Here is an 18,831-nt window from a genome sequence, read left to right on the forward strand (position 1 = left end):
ACTTCCCGCAATGATGCGAGAAGTGCCTTCTTGGTTTATCCGATAATCTCCCAGTCCCGTTCTGCCGCGATATTCCGGAGGCCCTCCTCCGGCCGGACAGCGACAGGTTTTCCGACAAGTTCAAGCACCGTCATGTCGGATAGCGTATCGCCGAACGCGGAGCTTTCTTCCCAGGCAACCGGGGTGTCTCCGAGTGCAGCGAGGATGCGCTCGTTTTTCCGTTTGCTGCGGATATGGTAGATGTTTGTCCGCCCATCATATGTATTTCCGGAATACGGGATGTCGGTGCCGATGACGTCATCAAACGGCAGATCCCTCACAGCCTCAAGCAGGAGCGGAGTGAAGGCACCGGATACGAGCATGACCCGGTCACCCGATTCAGCGTGGTCATGTACCCGCCGTACGACTTCCGGATTGAATCCGCTCCGCATCGCTGCCGCCATCTCGCCAAAGAAGCGGGTCAGCTGTTCTTCCTCAAATCCCGAAAAAGGAGCGAGGTAAGCCTGCATCGACTTTTCCTTCATCACAGGGGAGGGGACGAGCTTCATCTTGTAGCCCGTATATACAGGCAGGATCCGCCTGAAAAACTTGCCATAAAGCTTTCCGTATTCGGGATGCTGCTTAAGGTGAGTCATCATGAAGTCAAATGTCTCGTTCTGGTAAAGTGTCCCGTCAAAGTCGAAGATTGCAACACGCATGACTTGCACCGTCCTTTCCTGATCCGGCGGGCGGAACCCGTTTATTTGGAGAACTGGTATTCTTTAAGCAGGTTTTCAAGCTTTAGCGCGAAGCCGACATTGCCAAATACCTTCAGCTTGCCGGTCATGAACGCGGCCATGCTGTTCAGGTCACCTGTCAGCAGCTTACGGAAGTGCTTTCCGCTCAGTTCGAGGGTACAGGCCGGTTCACCGGTAATACCAGGGAAGATCTCCGCCCGTCCGTTGTCAAGCAACAGCTGCCAGCGGCTGACTTCACCTTTTTCGTCGATGATGAATTCATACCGGATGTGCTCGTCCTGATAAGGTTCCGGTTTGGCATCCAGTTCCTGACCGATTTTTGCCCAGATCTCGTCAAGCGAGAGGACATTCAGAGAATTGCCCATGTTCATGCCCCCATCTTGTTAGTAGGTACTTATTCATCTTAGGCAATCCGGAACATTTTGGCAATCATCACAATCCGCCTAGCGTATTGCCTACGATGGTGCCGATGTAGTTTCCGATGATGTAGCCCATCGTGCCGACGAGCATGACGGGGACAATCAGTTCTTTCCATCCTTTTGCAATCGCCATGGCGGCAGCCGTGGTTGGACCGCCAATGTTGGCGTTGCTGGCGACAATCATTTCCTCCAGGCTGAACTTGAACAGTCTGCCCACGCCGAATGTGACCACCATGTTGGTGAGCACCATCAGGAACACGAAGACGAGCAAGAGCGGCGCGTTCTGGATCAGAAGCGGGAGAGAAGCCGGAACACCGATGACGACAAAGAAAATGTAAATCAGATACGTCCCGATTTCCTGTGCGCCGTTCAGGCTGTCGAAAAACTTCGGCATGAGGGTGACCGAGGCGACGGTGATGGTTGTAAGCATCAGGTATTTGTCACCGAGAAGGCCGCCAAGAAGCTGCCAGCCGGCCCCTTCATCAGGTATGACGGTGCCGAAAGTCTCCGCAATTTTGAACGAGACCGCGACGATGACAAATGCGCTTCCCGCGGAGAGGGCGATGTCTTTCAGGGAAATCTCTTTGCGCTGCCAGTAGGAGGCGGCCAGTGTGCCGTCTTCGTCGCCAGCCGACTGTTCGACCTGGTCAATATGGGGCGTCCGGAAATTCCGGCGGAAAAAGCCCAATGCAGGGATGGCGATCAGGACGAAAAAGTAAATCGCCATCATGAGGTTGTCCGCGACAATGGTTGACGACAGCATACCCTCGCTGACATCAAACTTGGCGGAAAGTGCAGCCAAGTTCACGCTTCCGCCGATGTAGGAACCGGTCATGACCGCCGAAATCAGAGCCAGCTCGGGGATGAACTCGCTTAACGCGAAAAATGCAATGTAAGCGCCGGCGACGGTCCCGACAGAGCTGATGAGAAACAGGATCAGCAACCGTCCGCTTTCATTCCAGACCCGCTTCAGGTTCGCCTGATAAAGAAGGAGCGGAATTGCCAGCGGGATGACGTAGGACCAGACGGCGTCGTAGGCAGGGGCATCAGTCGGAATGATGTTCAGATTGGAAAGAACTAGTGCGCCGGAGAGGGCGATAATCGCTCCCGTCACTTTCGACGCCCATATGTACTTTTGTTCGAGGTAGATGCTCACGGCAGCCCAGCCGGCGAGAAACGCCCAGAGCAGCCATGTATCCTCAGGTTTGATCAGTGTGGTATCCATGCGGCACCTCGCTTTTTCTCACTATTATAAAGGAACTGGAGAACGGGAGGGAGGGGCAAGGGAACGATCACGATATTCACGCAATCGGAAAAGACCGGAAATGCCCGAGTAAGCACTTTCGGTCTCCAAGTAAATGGTAGTGTTATTTCCCGTCTTCCTCGCGCAGTGGAGAAAGAAGTTTCAAGGACAATGACGCTTTGACCTCCGCTTTTGATTGCCCTTTTTCCCCTTCTTCGGGAACACAGTTCTTGAGTGTCACGAGGTCACCTTCTTTTAGCGTCAGGATTGCCATCCTGAATGCTTCCTGCTGTTCCGTTCTGACCAGGCATTCAGAAGCAGGGACTTTCTCGCCGTTTACATGGACGGCCCAAAGACTGGAATCTCCGGCTGACAAAGCCAGAATCATTTCATAGAGGCCGTTTTGGCTGACTTTGATTGAGGTTTTCCTGCCTTTGATGGAAAAGCCCGGTGAGAAAACGGATTCCCCGTTGAACCTGACCATTGTTCCTTGGCCGACCTGTTGACCGGGGAGAGTGGAAAGGTAGGCGTATTCGGCAATTCCTCCAGCTGGCCCTTGAGGCCCTCGATCTCCTCGTTCTCCCGCCGGTCCTTGAACCCCTTGCGGTCCTTCAGGGCCGGGGTCTCCCGTAAGGCCTTGTGGACCGGGCTCTCCGGCAGGCCCGGGCGGCCCAATTGGCCCTGGATCCCCTTTTGGGCCTGGCGTGCCTTGTGGCCCCTTAGGACCGGCATCGCCTCTGTCCCCCTTCGGCCCCTGTTGTCCTTCTGGTCCTTGTACGCCTTGCGGTCCAGGCGGGCCGGTCATTCCTCTTGGTCCGGTAAAGCCTCGGGGACCCCGTTCGCCGCGAAGAGTTTCGGCAGCTTCCTTCGCAGGTTCTGTTGGCCCGGCAATAGCATGAATTTCCGCTTCCGCGGTCGTTTGCCTGCGATGATACCGCCCGCATTTCGGGCAGGCCTGCCGTTGTCCGTTACTGTTGCCTCCTGATGACGGTTTCTGCACTTCCGCACCTCCCTCGTGACAGGCTATGCAACAGGGATGCCGGGGGCACGGCGAAAGCCTGAATGAGATTGATTTGCATGAACGTTCCCGATAAACTGAATAAGATAAAAGGGGAGGGACATCCATGAAAATCACCAAAGCAACGGTTCACGCAGTCCGGTTTCCGCTCAGGGAGCCGTTCATCATATCCTATGCGACTTATCCGGACATGCCTGCAGTCATTTTGAGGCTTGAGACAGATTCGGGACTTGTCGGGTATGGGGAAGCGGTGACGGACGAGCATGTGACGGGAGAATATTACCTGTCGGCGTATGAAATCCTGAAGAATCTTCTCGTTCCTTCCATCATCGGTGAGAATCCATTTGATATCGAAAGGATCCACAAGCGGATGAACGGGGCGGTCTCGGGAAATCCGGCTGCAAAAGCTGCGGTCGACATCGCCTGTTATGACCTGATGGGAAAGGCCGCGGGACAGCCGGTTTTCAATCTGATCGGCGGGCGTGCTCATGACCGGATCGAGTATCCGCGCGTGCTCAGCATCGAGGCTCCTGAAACCATGGCGGAAAAAGCGGTCCGGGCAGTAGAGGACGGGTATTCCTCCCTTAAGCTGAAAGTCGGCAAGGGGGATGCAATGGAGGATGTTGCCCGCATCAAAGCTGTCCGTGAAGCTGTTGGGCCGGACGTTCCGATTCGTGTGGATGTCAACCAGGGATGGAAAACGCCAGGCACGGCAGCTGCGGCCATCCGCGAACTCGAAGGCGAGAATCTGAAGTGGATCGAACAGCCGATCCGTATGGGTGATATCCGGGGCCTGGCGGATGTCCGGAGGAAAGTGGCCGTACCGGTCATGGCGGACGAGAGCCTGCATGGCATGGAGGAGTTTCTGGAAATCGTCCGCCTTGAGGCGGCTGATGTACTGAACATCAAGCTCATGAAATGCGGCGGCATTTATCCGGCAATCCATATCGCCAAGGCGGCGGAGGCCGCGGGAATGCCTTGCCAGGTCGGCTCGATGGTGGAGTCATCCGTGGGATCGGCGGCCGGGTATCACGTTGTCATGAGCCGGGCAAACATCCTAACGGCCGAATTGACGGGACCGCTCCTCTTCAGTGAAGAAATCGGTGATCTGGAGTACGAGCTGCCACAGGTCATCCTGTCCGGCAAGCCGGGACTCGGCATTGAAGTCGACGATGCACAGCTTGAAAAGCTGACCGAGAAAAAGGAAACGGTGCAATAAGAAGCATGAACAAAAAGGTTGTGCCCCTCTGCTTCGGGGAGCACAACCTTTTGTGTCTTCGTTCTGGTTGGAAAGCGGATCATTCGCATTCCGGATTGAATGGGAATCTGTCAGTTAGTAACGAAGTCGCCGCCATCAATGTGGATGGTCTGGCCTGTCATGTAGCTTCCGTCCTTGGATGCCAATAGCACATAGGCCGGAGCAAGTTCTGCCGGCTGGCCGCGGCGTTTCATCGGGGTGGTCGCACCATGCTGCTCCACTTTCCCTGCATCGAATGTTGCGGGGATCAGCGGCGTCCAGATAGGCCCTGGAGCCACCGCATTCACACGGATGCCCTTATTCGCGATGTTCTGTGCGAACGAGCGCGTAAATGCCGTGATGGCGCCTTTTGTGGAGGAATAGTCAAGCAGTCCCGGCGAGCCGTTGTAGGCAGTGACCGAAGAGGTATTGATGATGCAGTCGCCTTCCTTCAGGTAGGCCATTGATTCACGGGTCAGATAGAAGAGACCGTAAAAGTTCGTTTCGAACGTTTTCTTCAGCTGGTCGGAAGTGATCGCTTCGATGTCCTTTTGCGGATACTGCACGCCGGCGTTATTGACAAGGATGTTCAGTCCGCCGAGTTCATCCGCAACCTGTTTCAGGAGACTCCGGCAATTGGCTTCGTCGCTGATATCTGTCTTGATCTTCATTGCGCGCCTGCCGTATTTTTCAATGTCACGGACTGTCTGCTCCGCATCAGCATCCTCTGCATCGTCCAGATAAGCGATGGCAACATCCGAGCCTTCCTTGGCGAATGCTACTGCGACCGCGCGGCCGATGCCGGAGTCGCCGCCTGTGATGAGGGCAACCTTGCCTTCCAGCTTGCCGGATCCTTTGTATTCGGGATCATCATAAATAGGCTCCGGCTTCATCTCAGATTCGATGCCGGGCTGGCTCTGCTGGGATTGTGGACCTACTTGCTGGTCTGCTTTTTCGTACTCGTTACCGTTGCTCTGATTGTTTGTCATGCTGTCGCCTCCTTGATTCATTTCCGGGTTCATATTCCGTCCATGTCGAACCGAATGCCGTTTCGGCTGCACCATTCATTCAGGACCTTCTGCCTGGACATTTCACGGTAATTCTTCCACTCGTGCAGCAGCTCTTCTTTTTTCAGGATCTTTTCAAACTCTTCGGCCGGGCGGTTGTAGGCGAAGATTTCGCCGATCTTCTCCTGCAGGCCCGGCCTGTCCTGCAGGGTATGGGTGAATGCCACCCTCATCTGTTGTTCGGCTGTGTCATCAAAACGGGGAAGCTCGATATAGCGCGGCTGGTCATGATCGGCCTCATGCTGGATGACCTGCCCGGTTTCCCGGTCATACCAGGAAGGCTTTCCGTCATGGGCTGCTTCATGCAGGTCGCGGTATGCGATGCGATTGTGCTCCATCCGCCGATCCCTTCCTTTCCTGACTTCTCCTTTCGTATACCCTGCAGCCGCTCGGAGAAAACCGCCATGCCGGAATGGGTACAAAGAAGGTGGGAAGGGTGGTACAATGGGGAGATGGAATAGGCAGATAGACGAAAAGGAATGATAAACGTGGTTAAACGCAATGATCCATGCCCTTGCGGCAGCGGAAAGAAATATAAGAAATGCCATGGCCGTGCGGAAAGTGGCACCCATCTGCTCACGGAACAGGAACTAAAGCGAATCATGGCAGATTACATAGGCAGCACGCCTGCTACCGGTAATGACCGCGCAGAATTGTCACTGCTCGTGAAAACATGGATGTCCAGGCTCGGCGGGCTCATGAAGGCCGGAGCAATTGAGGGCGCGGCATACGAACATTACGCGTTCAATATCCGCCGCGACTTGTGGCAGCGGCATCTGGAACGGTCTGCCGCCACTGCCCGGGAAGAAGTAAAGCGTGTGCTGAAATCGTGGAATGACCCATTCGTCATGTTCGCAGAACTGGCCGAAAAAGAGGACGGTTACCTGATCTTGAAGGATGTGTTCGGGGTAGGCAGATGGGCGATGGCAGATCATGAACGGATCGACGCGCCTGAAGGGACCATCCTGTTCGGCACGGTTCTTGCAGACCCCCGTGTGAGGGAAGATGCCGTCCAGCCGGTGTCCACGCTTTACTCGATTCCTTCGCAGAACGCCGCTGCCGCGGACCGTATCAGCGCCTTTGCCGATACTCTCGGCGAAAAGACGGATGAAGCTTTTCTTGAGTCCAATCTGCTGGATATTTTCGCCATTCTGCACACCCCTGCGGAAGAGGCTGAACAACAGTCTGATGCAGCAGAGCCGCAGGAACAAGCGGAACAATCTGAACAGGCAGCAGGGGAAGCCGCTGCCGCTACAGAAGCGCCGGTAACAGACGAACCCGTACGATCCACTGCAGACGGGGACATCGAAAACCTGACCGACGGGCAGCGCAGTGCGGTGACCCTGCTGATGACGGAACTGGAATCAGACGGACTTGGACATGACGGCAAAGACAGTCTGAGAAGTGCGGTCATACGCTATTTCCGTCAGGAGAATCCAATCGTCCGGAAACCAGGCGGCATCGTGGCCGGCCTGTACCTGGCCGCGCAGGAAGAGAACCTTCTTCCGGGTGAGGCATTTACTCCAAAAGAAGTGGCCAAGCGTTTTGGCGTATCGGAAAGCACTGCCCAGAAATACGCAACAGCTTTCTCCGGACGTCTGAACTAATCAATCTCTGCAAAAACGGACCTGTCGGTTTCTGACAAGTCCGTTTTTTATGCGTGTCATTAAAGCAGTCCGATCCATTTCCAGTAGGTGGCGCTAAACAGCAGGATCAGAAGGTAACCCACGATTGTGAGCGGGATACCGGCCTTGATAAAATCCTTGACTGTAAATGCGCCTGTCCCATAGGCGAGCATGCTCTGTGGTGCGTTGACCGGAAGCAGAAAACCGAACGAGATGACGAACTGCTGGATCAGCACGAACCCGACACTGTTCTCACCCAGCGCAAGTGTCGAAGTCAGGGCGATAAAAATCGGAATCAGCGCGGACGCCAGGCTTGTCGCACTTGCAAATCCGAGATGGATGAGGATGTTGAACAGTGAGACAAGTGCGATGGTTGCCAAGAGCGGCATCGTATCCAGCCCCAATGAGCCGAACACTGTATTTGAGAGCCACGAAGCACCTCCTGTATTGAGCAGGAGCGTGCCGAGCGTGATCCCGACGGCAAAGACAATGATTGTGCCCCATGGGATGAGTTTTTCGGCACTTTTCCAGTCGAAGACTCCGATTTTCGGAATCAGCATGAGAGCGACCGCAATGAGCGTCACGCTCGTCGTGTCAAGAGGATGGAACTTTTCTTCCGTCGACCAGAGAATCAGCAGGATAATCGAAAGAACAATCAGCCGGATTTCGGTTGGCTTAAGCGGACCGAGCTCCTCGAGTTTTTCACGGATCACTTCTTTGCCGCCTTCGATATTATCGGTTTCTGGTTTGATGAGGCGGGTCATGATGAAGTATAGAACGATCGACATGATGATTGAGAACGGAGCGGCGTACAGGAACCAGGAGCTCCAGGCGATCGTCTCTCCCATCTCCTCCTCGATGAATCCGATGGCGACCATATTCTGCGCGGCACCTGTCTTGAGGCCGATGTTCCAGATGGATACCGCATTGACAGCAGTTAAAACGAGAAGCGCAGCAAGACGGCTGTTGTTATTCAGTCCGAATGCCGCCACCATGCCAAGCAGAATCGGCACGACCGCACCGGCGCGGGCTGTCGCACTCGGCACGAAGAAGGCGAGGATGATCGAGACGATAATTCCGCCCATTACGATGGCATTCGTTTTTGTGCCAACCCTGGATAGAATCCAAAGTGCAAGCCGTTTGTGCAGGTTCGTCGCCTGCATCGCGGCCGCGATGAACAGGGCACCGGCGACGAGGGCAACCGCGCTGTTGGAAAAGCCGGCGAGTGCTAGTTTCAGGGCCCCCTTTGTACCAAGCAGTTCCCCGCCTGCCTCAGGATCCGGGGCGAACCCGACCAACAGGGTGATCAGCCCGATGATGATGGCGGCGCTTACCGGGTAAGTGACGGCTTCTGTCATCCAGACGATGACGGCAAAAGCGAGGATAGCAAGCGCGCGATGGCCCATGACAGACAGTCCTTCAGGTGTCGGCAACAGAAGGACGATGATCAGCGCTGCAAATGATAATAAAAGAAAAAGTGCTTTGCGGTTCCTTTTTTCCTTGCCCGGCGGACTTTCTGCCGGCTGTTGCTTAGGGGTGGTTTCTGTCATGTGATCCGCCTTTCCGCCCGGTAACCGGGCTTTTCTTTCTCACATGATACCCGGCTGCCGCTAGTGATAACCGGCAGGAATGATGATTAAAATCTGGGGTAGTCTGTTATAATAAGGTCCCCTGTACGTATGATGATGGAACGAAAGGGTGTAGGCAACACGATGGCATTGAATTACATCAAGAGGAAAGTTACGAAGATCGGGAACAGCCATGGGGTGACGCTGCCCTTGAAAGTCATGGAGCACCTTCAGCTCGAACCGGGCGATGAAGTGCGGTTTGAAATCGGAAAAGACGGGCGCGTAGAACTCGATAAGCACGTAGATTCATCATTGCCGAATGACAGAGGTGACGGCTATAGGCTTCTGATGGACAACTATGAAAAATCATTCCGGAACATGAAGAAACTTTAAAGTTCATACTGTACGATGCGTGAAGCGCCGTAGATTGAAGCGGAGGGGCCGAGACACCTGCGGGAGCCGGCTGAGGCAACGCTTGCGACTAGCGGGCGCCGTTGCGAAGAACGGTGTCTGTGGCCAAAGCACAGCTTTGGTAAGCAAAGGTCTTCCTGCGGCCAAAACGCAGTTTTGGTAAGCAAAGCTCTTCCTGCGACCAAAGCTATGCTTTGGTAAGCAAGGGCCCGCAGCGGAAATCCGGAAGATTTCGGGAATAGAAAAAACTGCAGACAAAGGAGTAATCCACTCGTTTGTCTGCAGTCTGACCGGCCTCCGGTATAAGGGAGGCCGTTTTTTCATGTTTTTTAAGCAGTTTTATTTGCCGCCGAGAAGATCGAACAGTCCGCCGGCGACGCTGCCTTCGCCTTTTGATTCGCCCGGTGTATAAGGGGCTGCTGCAAAGACACGGCTTGCAAGCCGAGAGAACGGAAGGGACTGGACCCAGACTTTTCCGGGTCCCCGGAGTGTCGCAAAGAACAGCCCCTCTCCGCCAAACAGAGCTGTTTTGACGCCCTTCACGGTTTCGATATGATAGTCAACGTTTTGTGTCATCGCCACGAAGCAGCCGGTATCGACTCGCAGGATTTCCCCCGGTGCAAGTGTTTTTTCATGGATGGTTCCGCCCGCATGGATAAATGCCATGCCATCGCCTTCAAGCTTTTGCATGATGAAACCTTCGCCGCCGAAAAATCCGGTACCGAGCCTGCGCTGGAATTCCACACCGATAGAAACGCCCTTGGCGGCTGCCAGGAAAGCATCTTTCTGGCAGATGATCTTGCCGCCTTCCTGACTGAGATCGACCGGGATGATCTTGCCCGGATAAGGGGATGCGAACGAAACATGTTTCTTTCCTGTGCCTGTGTTCGTGAAAGTCGTCATGAACAAGCTCTCGCCGGTAATCAATCGCTTGCCGGCACCTTTCAGCTTGCCGAACAGGCCGCCGCCTCCGCCCGATCCGTCTCCGAAAACCGTTTCCATCGCGATGCTATCCTCCATCATCATTAGGCTTCCCGCTTCTGCGATGACTGTTTCGGAAGGATCCAGCTCAACTTCCACGAACTGCATATCATCCCCGTGCAAGACATAATCGATCTCATGGTTGTTCATCTTTTCATCCCCGCTTCCTGTTTGATAGTCAGGAATACGGTGAAAAGCGGCGAATGGTTTCAATTAAATTCGCTGGATGTAAGAAGTCGCCAGAGCGTGGACATGACCGTGCGGGCTTCCGGTTCATTCGGAAGGCCGTCAAACAGTCTCCGGAATGGAACGGCGACTGTTTTCAGAAGAGCGGTGCGTGGCCTTTCCTCTGACAGTTCACCGGAAAGAAAAGCCGCAAATTCCCTGCCGGATTCCCGGCTTTCAGGCGGCAGGGTGTCCGCAAGACTCAACAGGTCCTCCGCGACACCACTCCGCGAAGGGAGAGGGGGAGAGTCGGCTCTGAGAACGAACTGCCCGGCTTCCAGCAGATGGTCATCCGTTTCCGCCATATCCCTAAGCAGCGACTCCGTCCGCATGATGACGAAGCGGATGCGCTTGGACAGCTCTTCGGTGGAGGTGATGTCCGGGGCGAACTGAAGGTATTGGCCGAGCATGCCGAACTGCATGAGCGCAGCGTCGGCGGCGAAAGGACTGAATTGCTCCCCATACACTTCGGTGAGTCGCCGTTCGAGCCATGCCAGTTCAGCAAGGTGGACCGCCTTCATGTAGCCCCTCAGATCCGGATCGCCGGAATGCAGAATCGCTTCGTATAGTCGGATGATTTTCTGCTCGCGGTTCATCTGCAGGCGGACCAGAATCTGGTCGGAAAGCAAGTCGGGGCCATCCTGCCTGCCCGCGGCGAGTTCTTCGCGGAGGACAGAAGCACTCTCCGTTGAATCTTCAATGATGGAAATCAAGCATTCATTTTTGGAGTTAAAGTAGTTGTAGAACGTTCCTTTCGATATGCCGGCCTCATCCAGGATATTCTGGATGGAGGTCTTGGCAAATCCGTTCTCCAGGAACAGCCGCTTGGCGGCATTCAGGACATGCTGTTTCCGTTCGTTCAAAGCGTTCACCTTTCTGTATGGCAACGTGTTGAAAACGTTTTTATACCATGAGTATAAAGTGAATTATAATTGATTTTGTGCTGTTTCTCAATTTTTTATTACACATCAGGATTTAATTGTTGAAATGGTTGGACCGTCGGTATAAAATAGTTTTCACGCGATTTTATTCGGACTGCGGAATATTGGATCGCTTTGAACGGAGGAATGACAATTGAATGAGCAACAACTCCACGCCAAACCCCCGTATGCGATGATTGCGGTCCTCTTTTTCGGGGCGTTTGTTGCGTTTTTAAACAATACGCTGCTGAACGTGGCGCTTCCGGTCATCATGACCGAATTTAAGGTGAACCCGGCACAGGTGCAGTGGCTGACAACCGGCTATATGCTCATGAACGGCATCCTGATTCCGGCTAGCGCGTTCTTTATCCAGCGCTTTACGAACCGGAACCTTTTTTTGACTGCGATGACGCTGTTCACGATCGGTACGCTGACGGCAGCGCTTGCGCCTTCGTTTATCGTGCTGGTCATCGCACGGATGATTCAGGCATCCGGTTCCGCAATGATGATGCCGCTCCTGATGAACGTCATGCTCGTCGCCTTCCCGGTGGAAAAACGGGGAACCGCAATGGGCTATCTTGGTCTCGTCATGATCACGGCGCCGGCAATCGGGCCGACGCTGTCCGGCTGGATCGTCCAGCATTACTCATGGCGGGTGCTATTCTGGATGGTGCTTCCATTCGCGCTACTCGTCATCCTGATCGCCTTCTTTAAGCTGAAGAACATCATGGAGACACGGGATGTCCGTCTGGATGTCCTGTCGATCATCCTGTCGAGCCTCGGATTTGGCGGGCTGCTCTACGGCTTCAGCATGGCCGGGGATAAAGGCTGGGCCCACCCGCAGGTTTACCTCACCATCATTATCGGAGCCATCGCCCTGACTGCCTTTATCCGCAGGCAGTTGAGCATGCCGGTACCGATGTTGGAGTTCCGGATCTATAAGCATCCGATGTTCACCCTATCGACGGCTATTATGGTCGTGTTGTCGATTGCGATGTTCTCGGGCATGCTGCTGACCCCGATCTACGTGCAGAATGTGCGGGAAATCTCGCCTTTCCACTCGGGACTCCTCATGCTGCCGGGTGCGGTTATTATGGGAATCATGTCCCCGATCACCGGAAAGCTGTTTGATAAGTACGGACCACGCACACTGGCGATCTCGGGCTTGCTGATCACGACGGTGACGACGTTCATGCTGAGCCGCCTGGAGATTGACTCCGGTTACTTCTATATCATGGCCGTATATACGGTCCGGATGTTCGGGATGTCGATGGTTAACATGCCGATCATGACGAACGGGCTGAACCAGCTGCCGATGCAGATGAACCCTCATGGCACTGCGATGAACAATACGCTCCAGCAGGTGTCGGGGGCGATCGGCTCCGCTTTTCTTATGACGGTGATGAACAAGCGTACAGAATCCGAAACCGCTTCTCTGGTTGGTGAGGCGGCAGGACTCCCGTCTGCAGAAGCGGCGGCAGCCAAGGCACGGATTGCCCAGGAAGCGCTTCTTCACGGTATCAATTTCGCTTACTTTGTCTGTACCGTCATCGTTTTCATCGCACTGATTCTGACGTTTTTCGTGAAGCGGGTCGTCCCGCCGAAAGAACAGTCGGAGGCCATGAAGGCGGCCGGCGGAAATCCCGTCAAGAGCGGGAAGCCGGCACATACTCCTCATCCCGAATGAATAAGATGAATCCGCAGGTAATTGCCTGCGGGTTTTTTGTTTTCTTCGGACAGGCAGGCAAGAGAAAGGCTCTCGGCACGAAGAGTTCAAAAATTCAGGAAGGAATCCGGCTGAAGTTGTCGAAAAAGGACAATGAAAGCGGTTTCAATAAAGGATAGGGGAAAGGGGAGCTGGGCATGAAACTGAACAACTATATCAACGGATCCTGGCAGGAAGGCGGCGGAGCTGATTATACGGCGGTCGTGAACCCTGCAAACGGGGAGACGTTATGCGAGGTAAAGCTTTCCGGAAAGTCCGATGTGGACGAGGCGGTAAAGGCTGCAAAACGGGCACAAAAGGAATGGGCACTCGTCCCGGCGCCGAAACGGGCGGATTACCTATATGAGATCGGCCGGCTCATGAAAGAGCGCAAGGAGCACCTTGCACAGGTGCTTACGAAAGAAATGGGCAAAGTGATCGAAGAAGGGCGCGGTGAGGTGCAGGAAGGAATCGACATGGCGTTTTACATGGCCGGTGAGGGCCGGCGCCTGTTCGGGGAGACGGTCCCGTCGGAACTGCAGGACAAGTTTGCGATGAGTGTGCGGGCGCCGATCGGTGTCGTCGGCCTGATCACGCCGTGGAACTTCCCGGTCGCCATCGCGACGTGGAAGTCGTTCCCGGCAATTGTCGCGGGGAACACGTTCATCTGGAAGCCGGCAACCGAGACACCGATGATGGCCTATGAAATGGCGAAGATTTTTGACGAAGTCGGATTGCCGCCTGGCGTGGCGAACGTCGTGTTCGGGAGCGGCGGAGAAGTCGGCACGGCGATGATCGAGCACCCCGACATCCGCGTCATCTCGTTTACAGGATCGACGGAAACGGGCCGCCGTGTCGCGGAACTCGGAGGCCGTCATCTGAAGAAAGTGTCGCTGGAGATGGGAGGGAAAAACGCGGTTATCGTCATGGATGATGCCGATCTCGACCTTGCCGTGGAAGGCATTTTGTGGAGCGCCTTCGGCACGGCGGGACAGCGCTGCACGGCCTGCAGCCGGGTCATCGTACACCGGGATGTGAAAAAAGAGCTGGAACAGCGTCTGCTTGAACAGATGAAAGGCCTGACAATCGGCGACGGGCTCGATGAGTCGGTAAGGGTCGGCCCGGTCGTTAATGCACCTGCTCTCGAAAAGATCCACAGTTATGTGGAGATCGGCAAACAAGAGGGTGCGAAGTTGCTTGCCGGCGGCAGGATTCTTGAAGACGACGGCCTGAAAGGCGGCTATTACTACGAGCCGACCCTCTTCACAGACGTGAAGTGGGATAGCCGGATTGCTCAGGAGGAGATCTTCGGTCCGGTCATCTCGCTTATTGAGGTGGGCAGCCTGGATGAAGCCATTGAGGTGAACAACAGTGTGACCTACGGTTTGTCGAGCTCGATTTTCACACGGGATGTCAACCAGGCATTCCGTGCCCAGCGCGATCTGGACACGGGAATCGTCTATGTGAATGCGGGGACGACCGGGGCGGAAATCCACCTGCCGTTCGGAGGCACGAAAGGGACCGGCAACGGCCACCGGGACTCGGGAGTGGCCGCGCTCGATGTCTTCACTGAATGGAAGAGCATTTACGTGGACTACAGCGGCAAGCTGCAGCGGGCACAGATCGACACAGAATGAGCCTGGCGAAAGGGGAGAACAGAATGAAAATTGTCGTACTCGGAGCAGGACTGATGGGAAAAGAAGCCGCACGCGATCTTGTCAAAAGCGATAGGGTGGAGAAAGTCTGGCTGGCGGACCTGGATGTCCGGCAGGCAGAGGACTTCGCAGAGAAGCTGATGTCGGACAAGCTGGACATCCTCAGGCTGGATGCGTCCGATGACGTCCAGCTCAAGGAAGTCATGTCTCTCGGCGATGTCGTCATCAATGCACTCTTTTATACATTCAATGAAAAGGTCGCCCGAACGGCGATTGCGGCCGGCGTACACTGTGTCGACCTTGGGGGCCACATCGGCGGAGCAACCGATGCCGTCCTCGGCCTTTCCGCTGAAGCAGAGAAAAAGGGCGTCACACTGATTCCCGACCTGGGTGTCGCACCGGGCATGATCAATATTTTATCAGGCTACGGAGCGGGCAAGCTCGACCAGCCGGAATCAATCCGGCTGTTTGTCGGAGGGATTCCGGTCGAGCCGGAACCGCCGCTAAATTACAATATCGTCTTTTCGCTGGAAGGGGTCTTCGACCATTATACGGACCCGTCTCTCGTCATCCGTGAAGGTAAAGTCAAGGAGGTTCCTTCCCTGAGTGAGATCGAAGTGATCCGGTTCGACGGCTACGGCGAGCTGGAGGCGTTCCATACATCCGGAGGCACGTCGACGCTGTCGAAGTCATTCCCTGACCTGGACACGCTCGAATACAAGACGATCCGATATAAGGGGCATGCCGAGAAGTTCCAGCTGCTCGTCGATCTCGGTCTGCTGGCGCGCGACTCCGAAGTGGCGGTCAGCGGGCAGCAGGTGAAAGTCCGCGATGTAATGAGGGAGCACCTGACGCCAAAGCTCCGGCTCGGGGATAAAAAGGATGCTGTTCTTCTCCGGGTCATCGTGAAAGGAATCAAGGATGGGGAAGAAGCGTATTACGAGTACGATATGATCACCGAAAAGGAGTCCAAGACGAATGTCACCGCGATGGCACGAGCGACAGCGAATACCATCTCTGTTGTTGCCCAGATGATCGGCGATGGGACGATAACAAATCGGGGCGTCCATCCGCCGGAAACGATCGTGCCGGGTGATGCCTATATCAGCGAAATGAAAAAGCGCGGCGTCAACATTATCGAGACGTCGTCCGAGACGGCGGCAACGGTTTAAGCGGGGATGGAAAGGAGAGGGAAAGGAGAGGGGACAATGGATTTCCGGTTCACGGACGAGCAGGATCTGCTCCGGAAGACCGCAAGAAAGTTCACGGATGATGAAATTATTCCGAATATCGCCAAATGGGATGCAGAAGGAAAGTTCGACCCGGCGATATGGAAGCGCCTTGCAGAGCTTGGGTTCATGGGCGTCTGCATCCCGGAAAAATACGGGGGAAGCGGTATGGACTACAACGCACTTGCCATCCTGTGCGAGGAACTGGAGCGTGGCGACACGGCCTTCCGCACCGCCGTGTCCGTCCATACCGGCCTGAATTCGATGTCTCTACTGCAGTGGGGCACCGAGGAACAGAAACAGAAGTTCCTTGTGCCGCAGGCGAAGGGAGAAAGAATCGGAGCATTCGGGCTGACCGAGCCCGGCGCCGGATCGGACGTCGCGGCAATGTCGTCGACCGCCGTGCGTGACGGCGATCACTACGTGCTGAACGGGCAGAAGACATGGATTTCACTGTGCGACCAGGCGGATCATTTCCTCGTTTTTGCTTATACCGACAAGGCCAAAAAGCACCACGGCATCACTGCCTTTATCGTTGAGCGGACAATGAAAGGATTTTCATCAAAAGCGATCAAAAACAAGTACGGCATCCGGGCGGGGAACACGGGAGAACTGTTTTTCGAAAACGTCCGCGTACCGGTTGAGAACAGGCTCGGCGAAGAAGGCGAGGGCTTTAAAATCGCCATGGCCTCACTCGATAATGGCCGATTTACCGTCGCGGCAGGTGCTGTGGGACTGATTAAAGCCTGCCTCGAGGCAAGCGTGAAATACTGCCATGAACGGGAAACGTTCGGCAAGCCGATCGGAAAGCACCAGCTGGTCCAGCAGATGATCGCCAACATGGAAGCGGGCTACCAGATGAGCCGGTTGCTTGTGTACCGTGCGGGAGAGCTGAAAAACCAGGGCGTGCGGAACACGCGCGAGACGTCTTTGGCCAAGTGGCAGGCGTGCGACTTTGCCAATAAAGCCGCGGACGACGCCTTCCAGATCCACGGTGCTTATGGCTATTCGGACGACTATCCGGTCGCCCGGTATCTCCGCAACTCCAAGGCGCCCGTCATCTACGAGGGAACCCGCGAAATCCACACGATCATGCAGGCGGAATACGTGCTTGGCTACCGCCGGGACAAACCGCTCAACAAGATGCTGCCGGCATGGACGCCGGGTGAATAACAGGGCAAAGCCCCGCCGGGGACGGCGGGGCTTTGCTTATGGCGTAAGAGTATTGAGTTGGGTGTTGGGTTTGAGTACGAAGTTTCCGTACGTAATTCTCGTGGCCTCTGGAACTTGCATACGAAAACTCAAAGTCCGCGTACCAAAGTGGTTTGTTTGCGCACGAATATGACCGCATTTCCTATTGCTTAGAAGAAATAGAGCCCGATGGAGATGACAATGCCGGAAAGGATCAGAACAAATACACAGTACCCCATAATGTCTTTCGCCTTCAGTCCGGCAATGGCGAGTGCCGGAAGCGCCCAAAACGGCTGGATCAGGTTCGTCCAGGCATCTCCCCAGGCGATGCTCATTGCAGTCTTTGCATAGTCGACCCCCAGCGCCTGAGCGGCATCGAGCATAATCGGTGCCTGAACGGCCCACTGGCCGCCGCCGGAAGGCACAAAGAAGTTGACGATGCCGGCAGCATAGAAAGTGAACAGCGGGAACGTATGCTCATTCGAGATGGACACGAAGGCATCCGAGATGACCCCGGCAAGTCCGGAGGAAGTCATCATCCCCATGATGCCCGCGTAGAACGGGAACTGGATGATGATTCCGCCTGCAGTCTTTACGGCATTGGCGACCGCGGCGAGGAAACGGCGCGGTGTTCCGTGAAGGATGATGCCGAGGATCAGGAAAATCAGATTCACGATGTTCAGGTTCAGGTCGAATCCGTTGCGCACAAAGTGATGAACCAGATAAATGAGTCCGAGCGCGCCGATCAGCATCGACAGGATCACGCTGTCTTCCATGCGTGACGCAGGTGTCTTCTCGGCCGGTTCCTCTACTTCGATCGGCTCTTCAAGTTTTGCCGGGTCGACCGTCACCGTATCTTCGGGCTTCGGCATCATCCAGCGGTTCAGGAGCGGAATGGTAATGAACAGAACGAGGACAATGAACAGGTTGTACGGCGTGAATATTGTATCCGTTGTAGAAATTACCCCGATCTGTCCGGCAAACGGATGGTCGGGCGTCGCAATTGACAGCGGAATCGATCCGCCAAGGCCTCCGTGCCAGACGACAAATCCGGCATAGGCACTTGCCACCAGCAGGCGGTAATCGACGTTTGTGACTTTCTTCGCAATTTCCTTCGCGAACAGGGCGCCTATGACCAGACCGAATCCCCAGTTGATCCAGCTGGCGATAATGGAGACGACCGATACGAGAAGAATGGCAGCTCCAGGTGATTTTGCAATTCCGGCAAGTGTGCTGAGCAGTCGCTTAAAGAACGGGCTATTGGCCAAAACGTGGCCAGCAACGAGCACGATGACCATCTGCATGGCAAAAGCCAGAAGCCCCCAAAACCCGTCTCCCCAATAATCAACCATCTCGATCGGCCCCGTATCGGTCAGGCCGAGTCCGAGCAGAAACACGACCAGAGTCAGGACTGCGACAAAGATATACGGATCAGGCAGAAAGCGCTCCATGAGCGTGTTCGAGAATCTCGTTAATGTTTTCAAAGATCTTTCCCCCTTGTCGAAAGTTGTTGAATCTCCCCCATACCAATGTAGTCGATGATGAATGATATTGCCAGACTATTTTAATAGTATGTGATACTAACTGTTTGCATGCGAGA

At 54.9% G+C, this 18,831-nt stretch carries 17 protein-coding genes; 7 read left to right on the forward strand and 10 right to left on the reverse strand.

Annotated features, from left to right (window positions below; translation table 11 throughout):
* Positions 1–35 precede the first annotated feature (35 nt).
* The 4 genes from KHA84_RS03385 to KHA84_RS03400 all read right to left on the reverse strand — a co-directional run bounded on the left by KHA84_RS03385 (position 36) and on the right by KHA84_RS03400 (position 2,883).
* A complete protein-coding gene (locus tag KHA84_RS03385; RefSeq protein ID WP_213422122.1) occupies positions 36–698 on the reverse strand; it encodes an HAD family hydrolase in 663 nt (220 codons plus the stop codon).
* 41 nt (positions 699–739) lie between these two features.
* Positions 740–1,102, reverse strand: coding sequence for an SCP2 sterol-binding domain-containing protein (locus KHA84_RS03390; protein ID WP_213422123.1), 363 nt, complete (start codon positions 1,100–1,102; stop codon positions 740–742).
* 67 nt (positions 1,103–1,169) lie between these two features.
* Entirely contained in the window at positions 1,170–2,381 is a 1,212-nt protein-coding gene (locus KHA84_RS03395) for a DUF819 family protein (protein WP_213422124.1), read from the reverse strand.
* Between the two features lie 142 nt (positions 2,382–2,523).
* Positions 2,524–2,883 carry an early set domain-containing protein gene (locus tag KHA84_RS03400; RefSeq protein WP_213422125.1) on the reverse strand — a complete coding sequence of 120 codons (360 nt, stop codon included), beginning with the start codon at positions 2,881–2,883 and terminating at the stop codon, positions 2,524–2,526.
* 640 nt (positions 2,884–3,523) lie between these two features.
* On the opposite strand from KHA84_RS03400, the gene KHA84_RS03405 reads away from it, so the two are divergent.
* Positions 3,524–4,636: a mandelate racemase/muconate lactonizing enzyme family protein gene (locus tag KHA84_RS03405; RefSeq protein WP_213422126.1), complete on the forward strand. Its 1,113-nt coding sequence runs from the start codon at positions 3,524–3,526 to the stop codon at positions 4,634–4,636.
* Between the two features lie 110 nt (positions 4,637–4,746).
* Here the strand turns inward: KHA84_RS03405 and KHA84_RS03410 are convergent, their stop codons facing one another.
* Both KHA84_RS03410 and KHA84_RS03415 read right to left on the reverse strand, forming a co-directional pair.
* Complete coding sequence (locus KHA84_RS03410; protein ID WP_213422127.1) at positions 4,747–5,643, reverse strand: SDR family oxidoreductase; 897 nt, start codon at positions 5,641–5,643, stop codon at positions 4,747–4,749.
* 29 nt (positions 5,644–5,672) lie between these two features.
* Positions 5,673–6,059 carry a UPF0158 family protein gene (locus KHA84_RS03415; protein ID WP_213422128.1) on the reverse strand — a complete coding sequence of 129 codons (387 nt, stop codon included), beginning with the start codon at positions 6,057–6,059 and terminating at the stop codon, positions 5,673–5,675.
* A 150-nt stretch (positions 6,060–6,209) separates the two neighbouring features.
* Between KHA84_RS03415 and KHA84_RS03420 the strand changes: the two genes are divergently transcribed.
* Entirely contained in the window at positions 6,210–7,328 is a 1,119-nt protein-coding gene (locus tag KHA84_RS03420) for an SEC-C metal-binding domain-containing protein (protein WP_213422129.1), read from the forward strand.
* A 59-nt stretch (positions 7,329–7,387) separates the two neighbouring features.
* Here the strand turns inward: KHA84_RS03420 and KHA84_RS03425 are convergent, their stop codons facing one another.
* Positions 7,388–8,896: a DASS family sodium-coupled anion symporter gene (locus tag KHA84_RS03425; RefSeq protein ID WP_213422130.1), complete on the reverse strand. Its 1,509-nt coding sequence runs from the start codon at positions 8,894–8,896 to the stop codon at positions 7,388–7,390.
* A gap of 162 nt (positions 8,897–9,058) precedes the next feature.
* Between KHA84_RS03425 and KHA84_RS03430 the strand changes: the two genes are divergently transcribed.
* Complete coding sequence (locus KHA84_RS03430; RefSeq protein WP_213422131.1) at positions 9,059–9,307, forward strand: AbrB/MazE/SpoVT family DNA-binding domain-containing protein; 249 nt, start codon at positions 9,059–9,061, stop codon at positions 9,305–9,307.
* 357 nt (positions 9,308–9,664) lie between these two features.
* Here the strand turns inward: KHA84_RS03430 and KHA84_RS03435 are convergent, their stop codons facing one another.
* Both KHA84_RS03435 and KHA84_RS03440 read right to left on the reverse strand, forming a co-directional pair.
* Positions 9,665–10,456, reverse strand: a complete 792-nt coding sequence (locus tag KHA84_RS03435) for a TIGR00266 family protein (RefSeq protein ID WP_213422132.1) — start codon at positions 10,454–10,456, stop codon at positions 9,665–9,667.
* Positions 10,457–10,515: 59 nt separating this feature from the next.
* Entirely contained in the window at positions 10,516–11,394 is an 879-nt protein-coding gene (locus tag KHA84_RS03440; RefSeq protein WP_213422133.1) for a TetR/AcrR family transcriptional regulator, read from the reverse strand.
* 211 nt (positions 11,395–11,605) lie between these two features.
* On the opposite strand from KHA84_RS03440, the gene KHA84_RS03445 reads away from it, so the two are divergent.
* The 4 genes from KHA84_RS03445 to KHA84_RS03460 all read left to right on the forward strand — a co-directional run bounded on the left by KHA84_RS03445 (position 11,606) and on the right by KHA84_RS03460 (position 17,213).
* Positions 11,606–13,138, forward strand: a complete 1,533-nt coding sequence (locus tag KHA84_RS03445) for a DHA2 family efflux MFS transporter permease subunit (protein ID WP_213422134.1) — start codon at positions 11,606–11,608, stop codon at positions 13,136–13,138.
* 176 nt (positions 13,139–13,314) lie between these two features.
* Positions 13,315–14,793, forward strand: a complete 1,479-nt coding sequence (locus tag KHA84_RS03450; protein ID WP_213422135.1) for an aldehyde dehydrogenase family protein — start codon at positions 13,315–13,317, stop codon at positions 14,791–14,793.
* Positions 14,794–14,816: 23 nt separating this feature from the next.
* Positions 14,817–15,983, forward strand: coding sequence for a saccharopine dehydrogenase family protein (locus tag KHA84_RS03455; RefSeq protein WP_213422136.1), 1,167 nt, complete (start codon positions 14,817–14,819; stop codon positions 15,981–15,983).
* Positions 15,984–16,019: 36 nt separating this feature from the next.
* On the forward strand, positions 16,020–17,213 hold the full coding sequence (locus tag KHA84_RS03460) for an acyl-CoA dehydrogenase family protein (protein WP_213422137.1): 1,194 nt from the start codon (positions 16,020–16,022) through the stop codon (positions 17,211–17,213).
* Positions 17,214–17,401: 188 nt separating this feature from the next.
* Here KHA84_RS03460 and KHA84_RS03465 read toward each other — a convergent pair whose 3' ends face one another.
* Positions 17,402–18,715 carry a short-chain fatty acid transporter gene (locus KHA84_RS03465; RefSeq protein ID WP_213422138.1) on the reverse strand — a complete coding sequence of 438 codons (1,314 nt, stop codon included), beginning with the start codon at positions 18,713–18,715 and terminating at the stop codon, positions 17,402–17,404.
* Positions 18,716–18,831: the final 116 nt, after the last annotated feature.

This window comes from Bhargavaea massiliensis, from assembly GCF_018390575.1.
Classification (GTDB): Bacteria; Bacillota; Bacilli; order Bacillales_A; family Planococcaceae; genus Bhargavaea; species Bhargavaea massiliensis.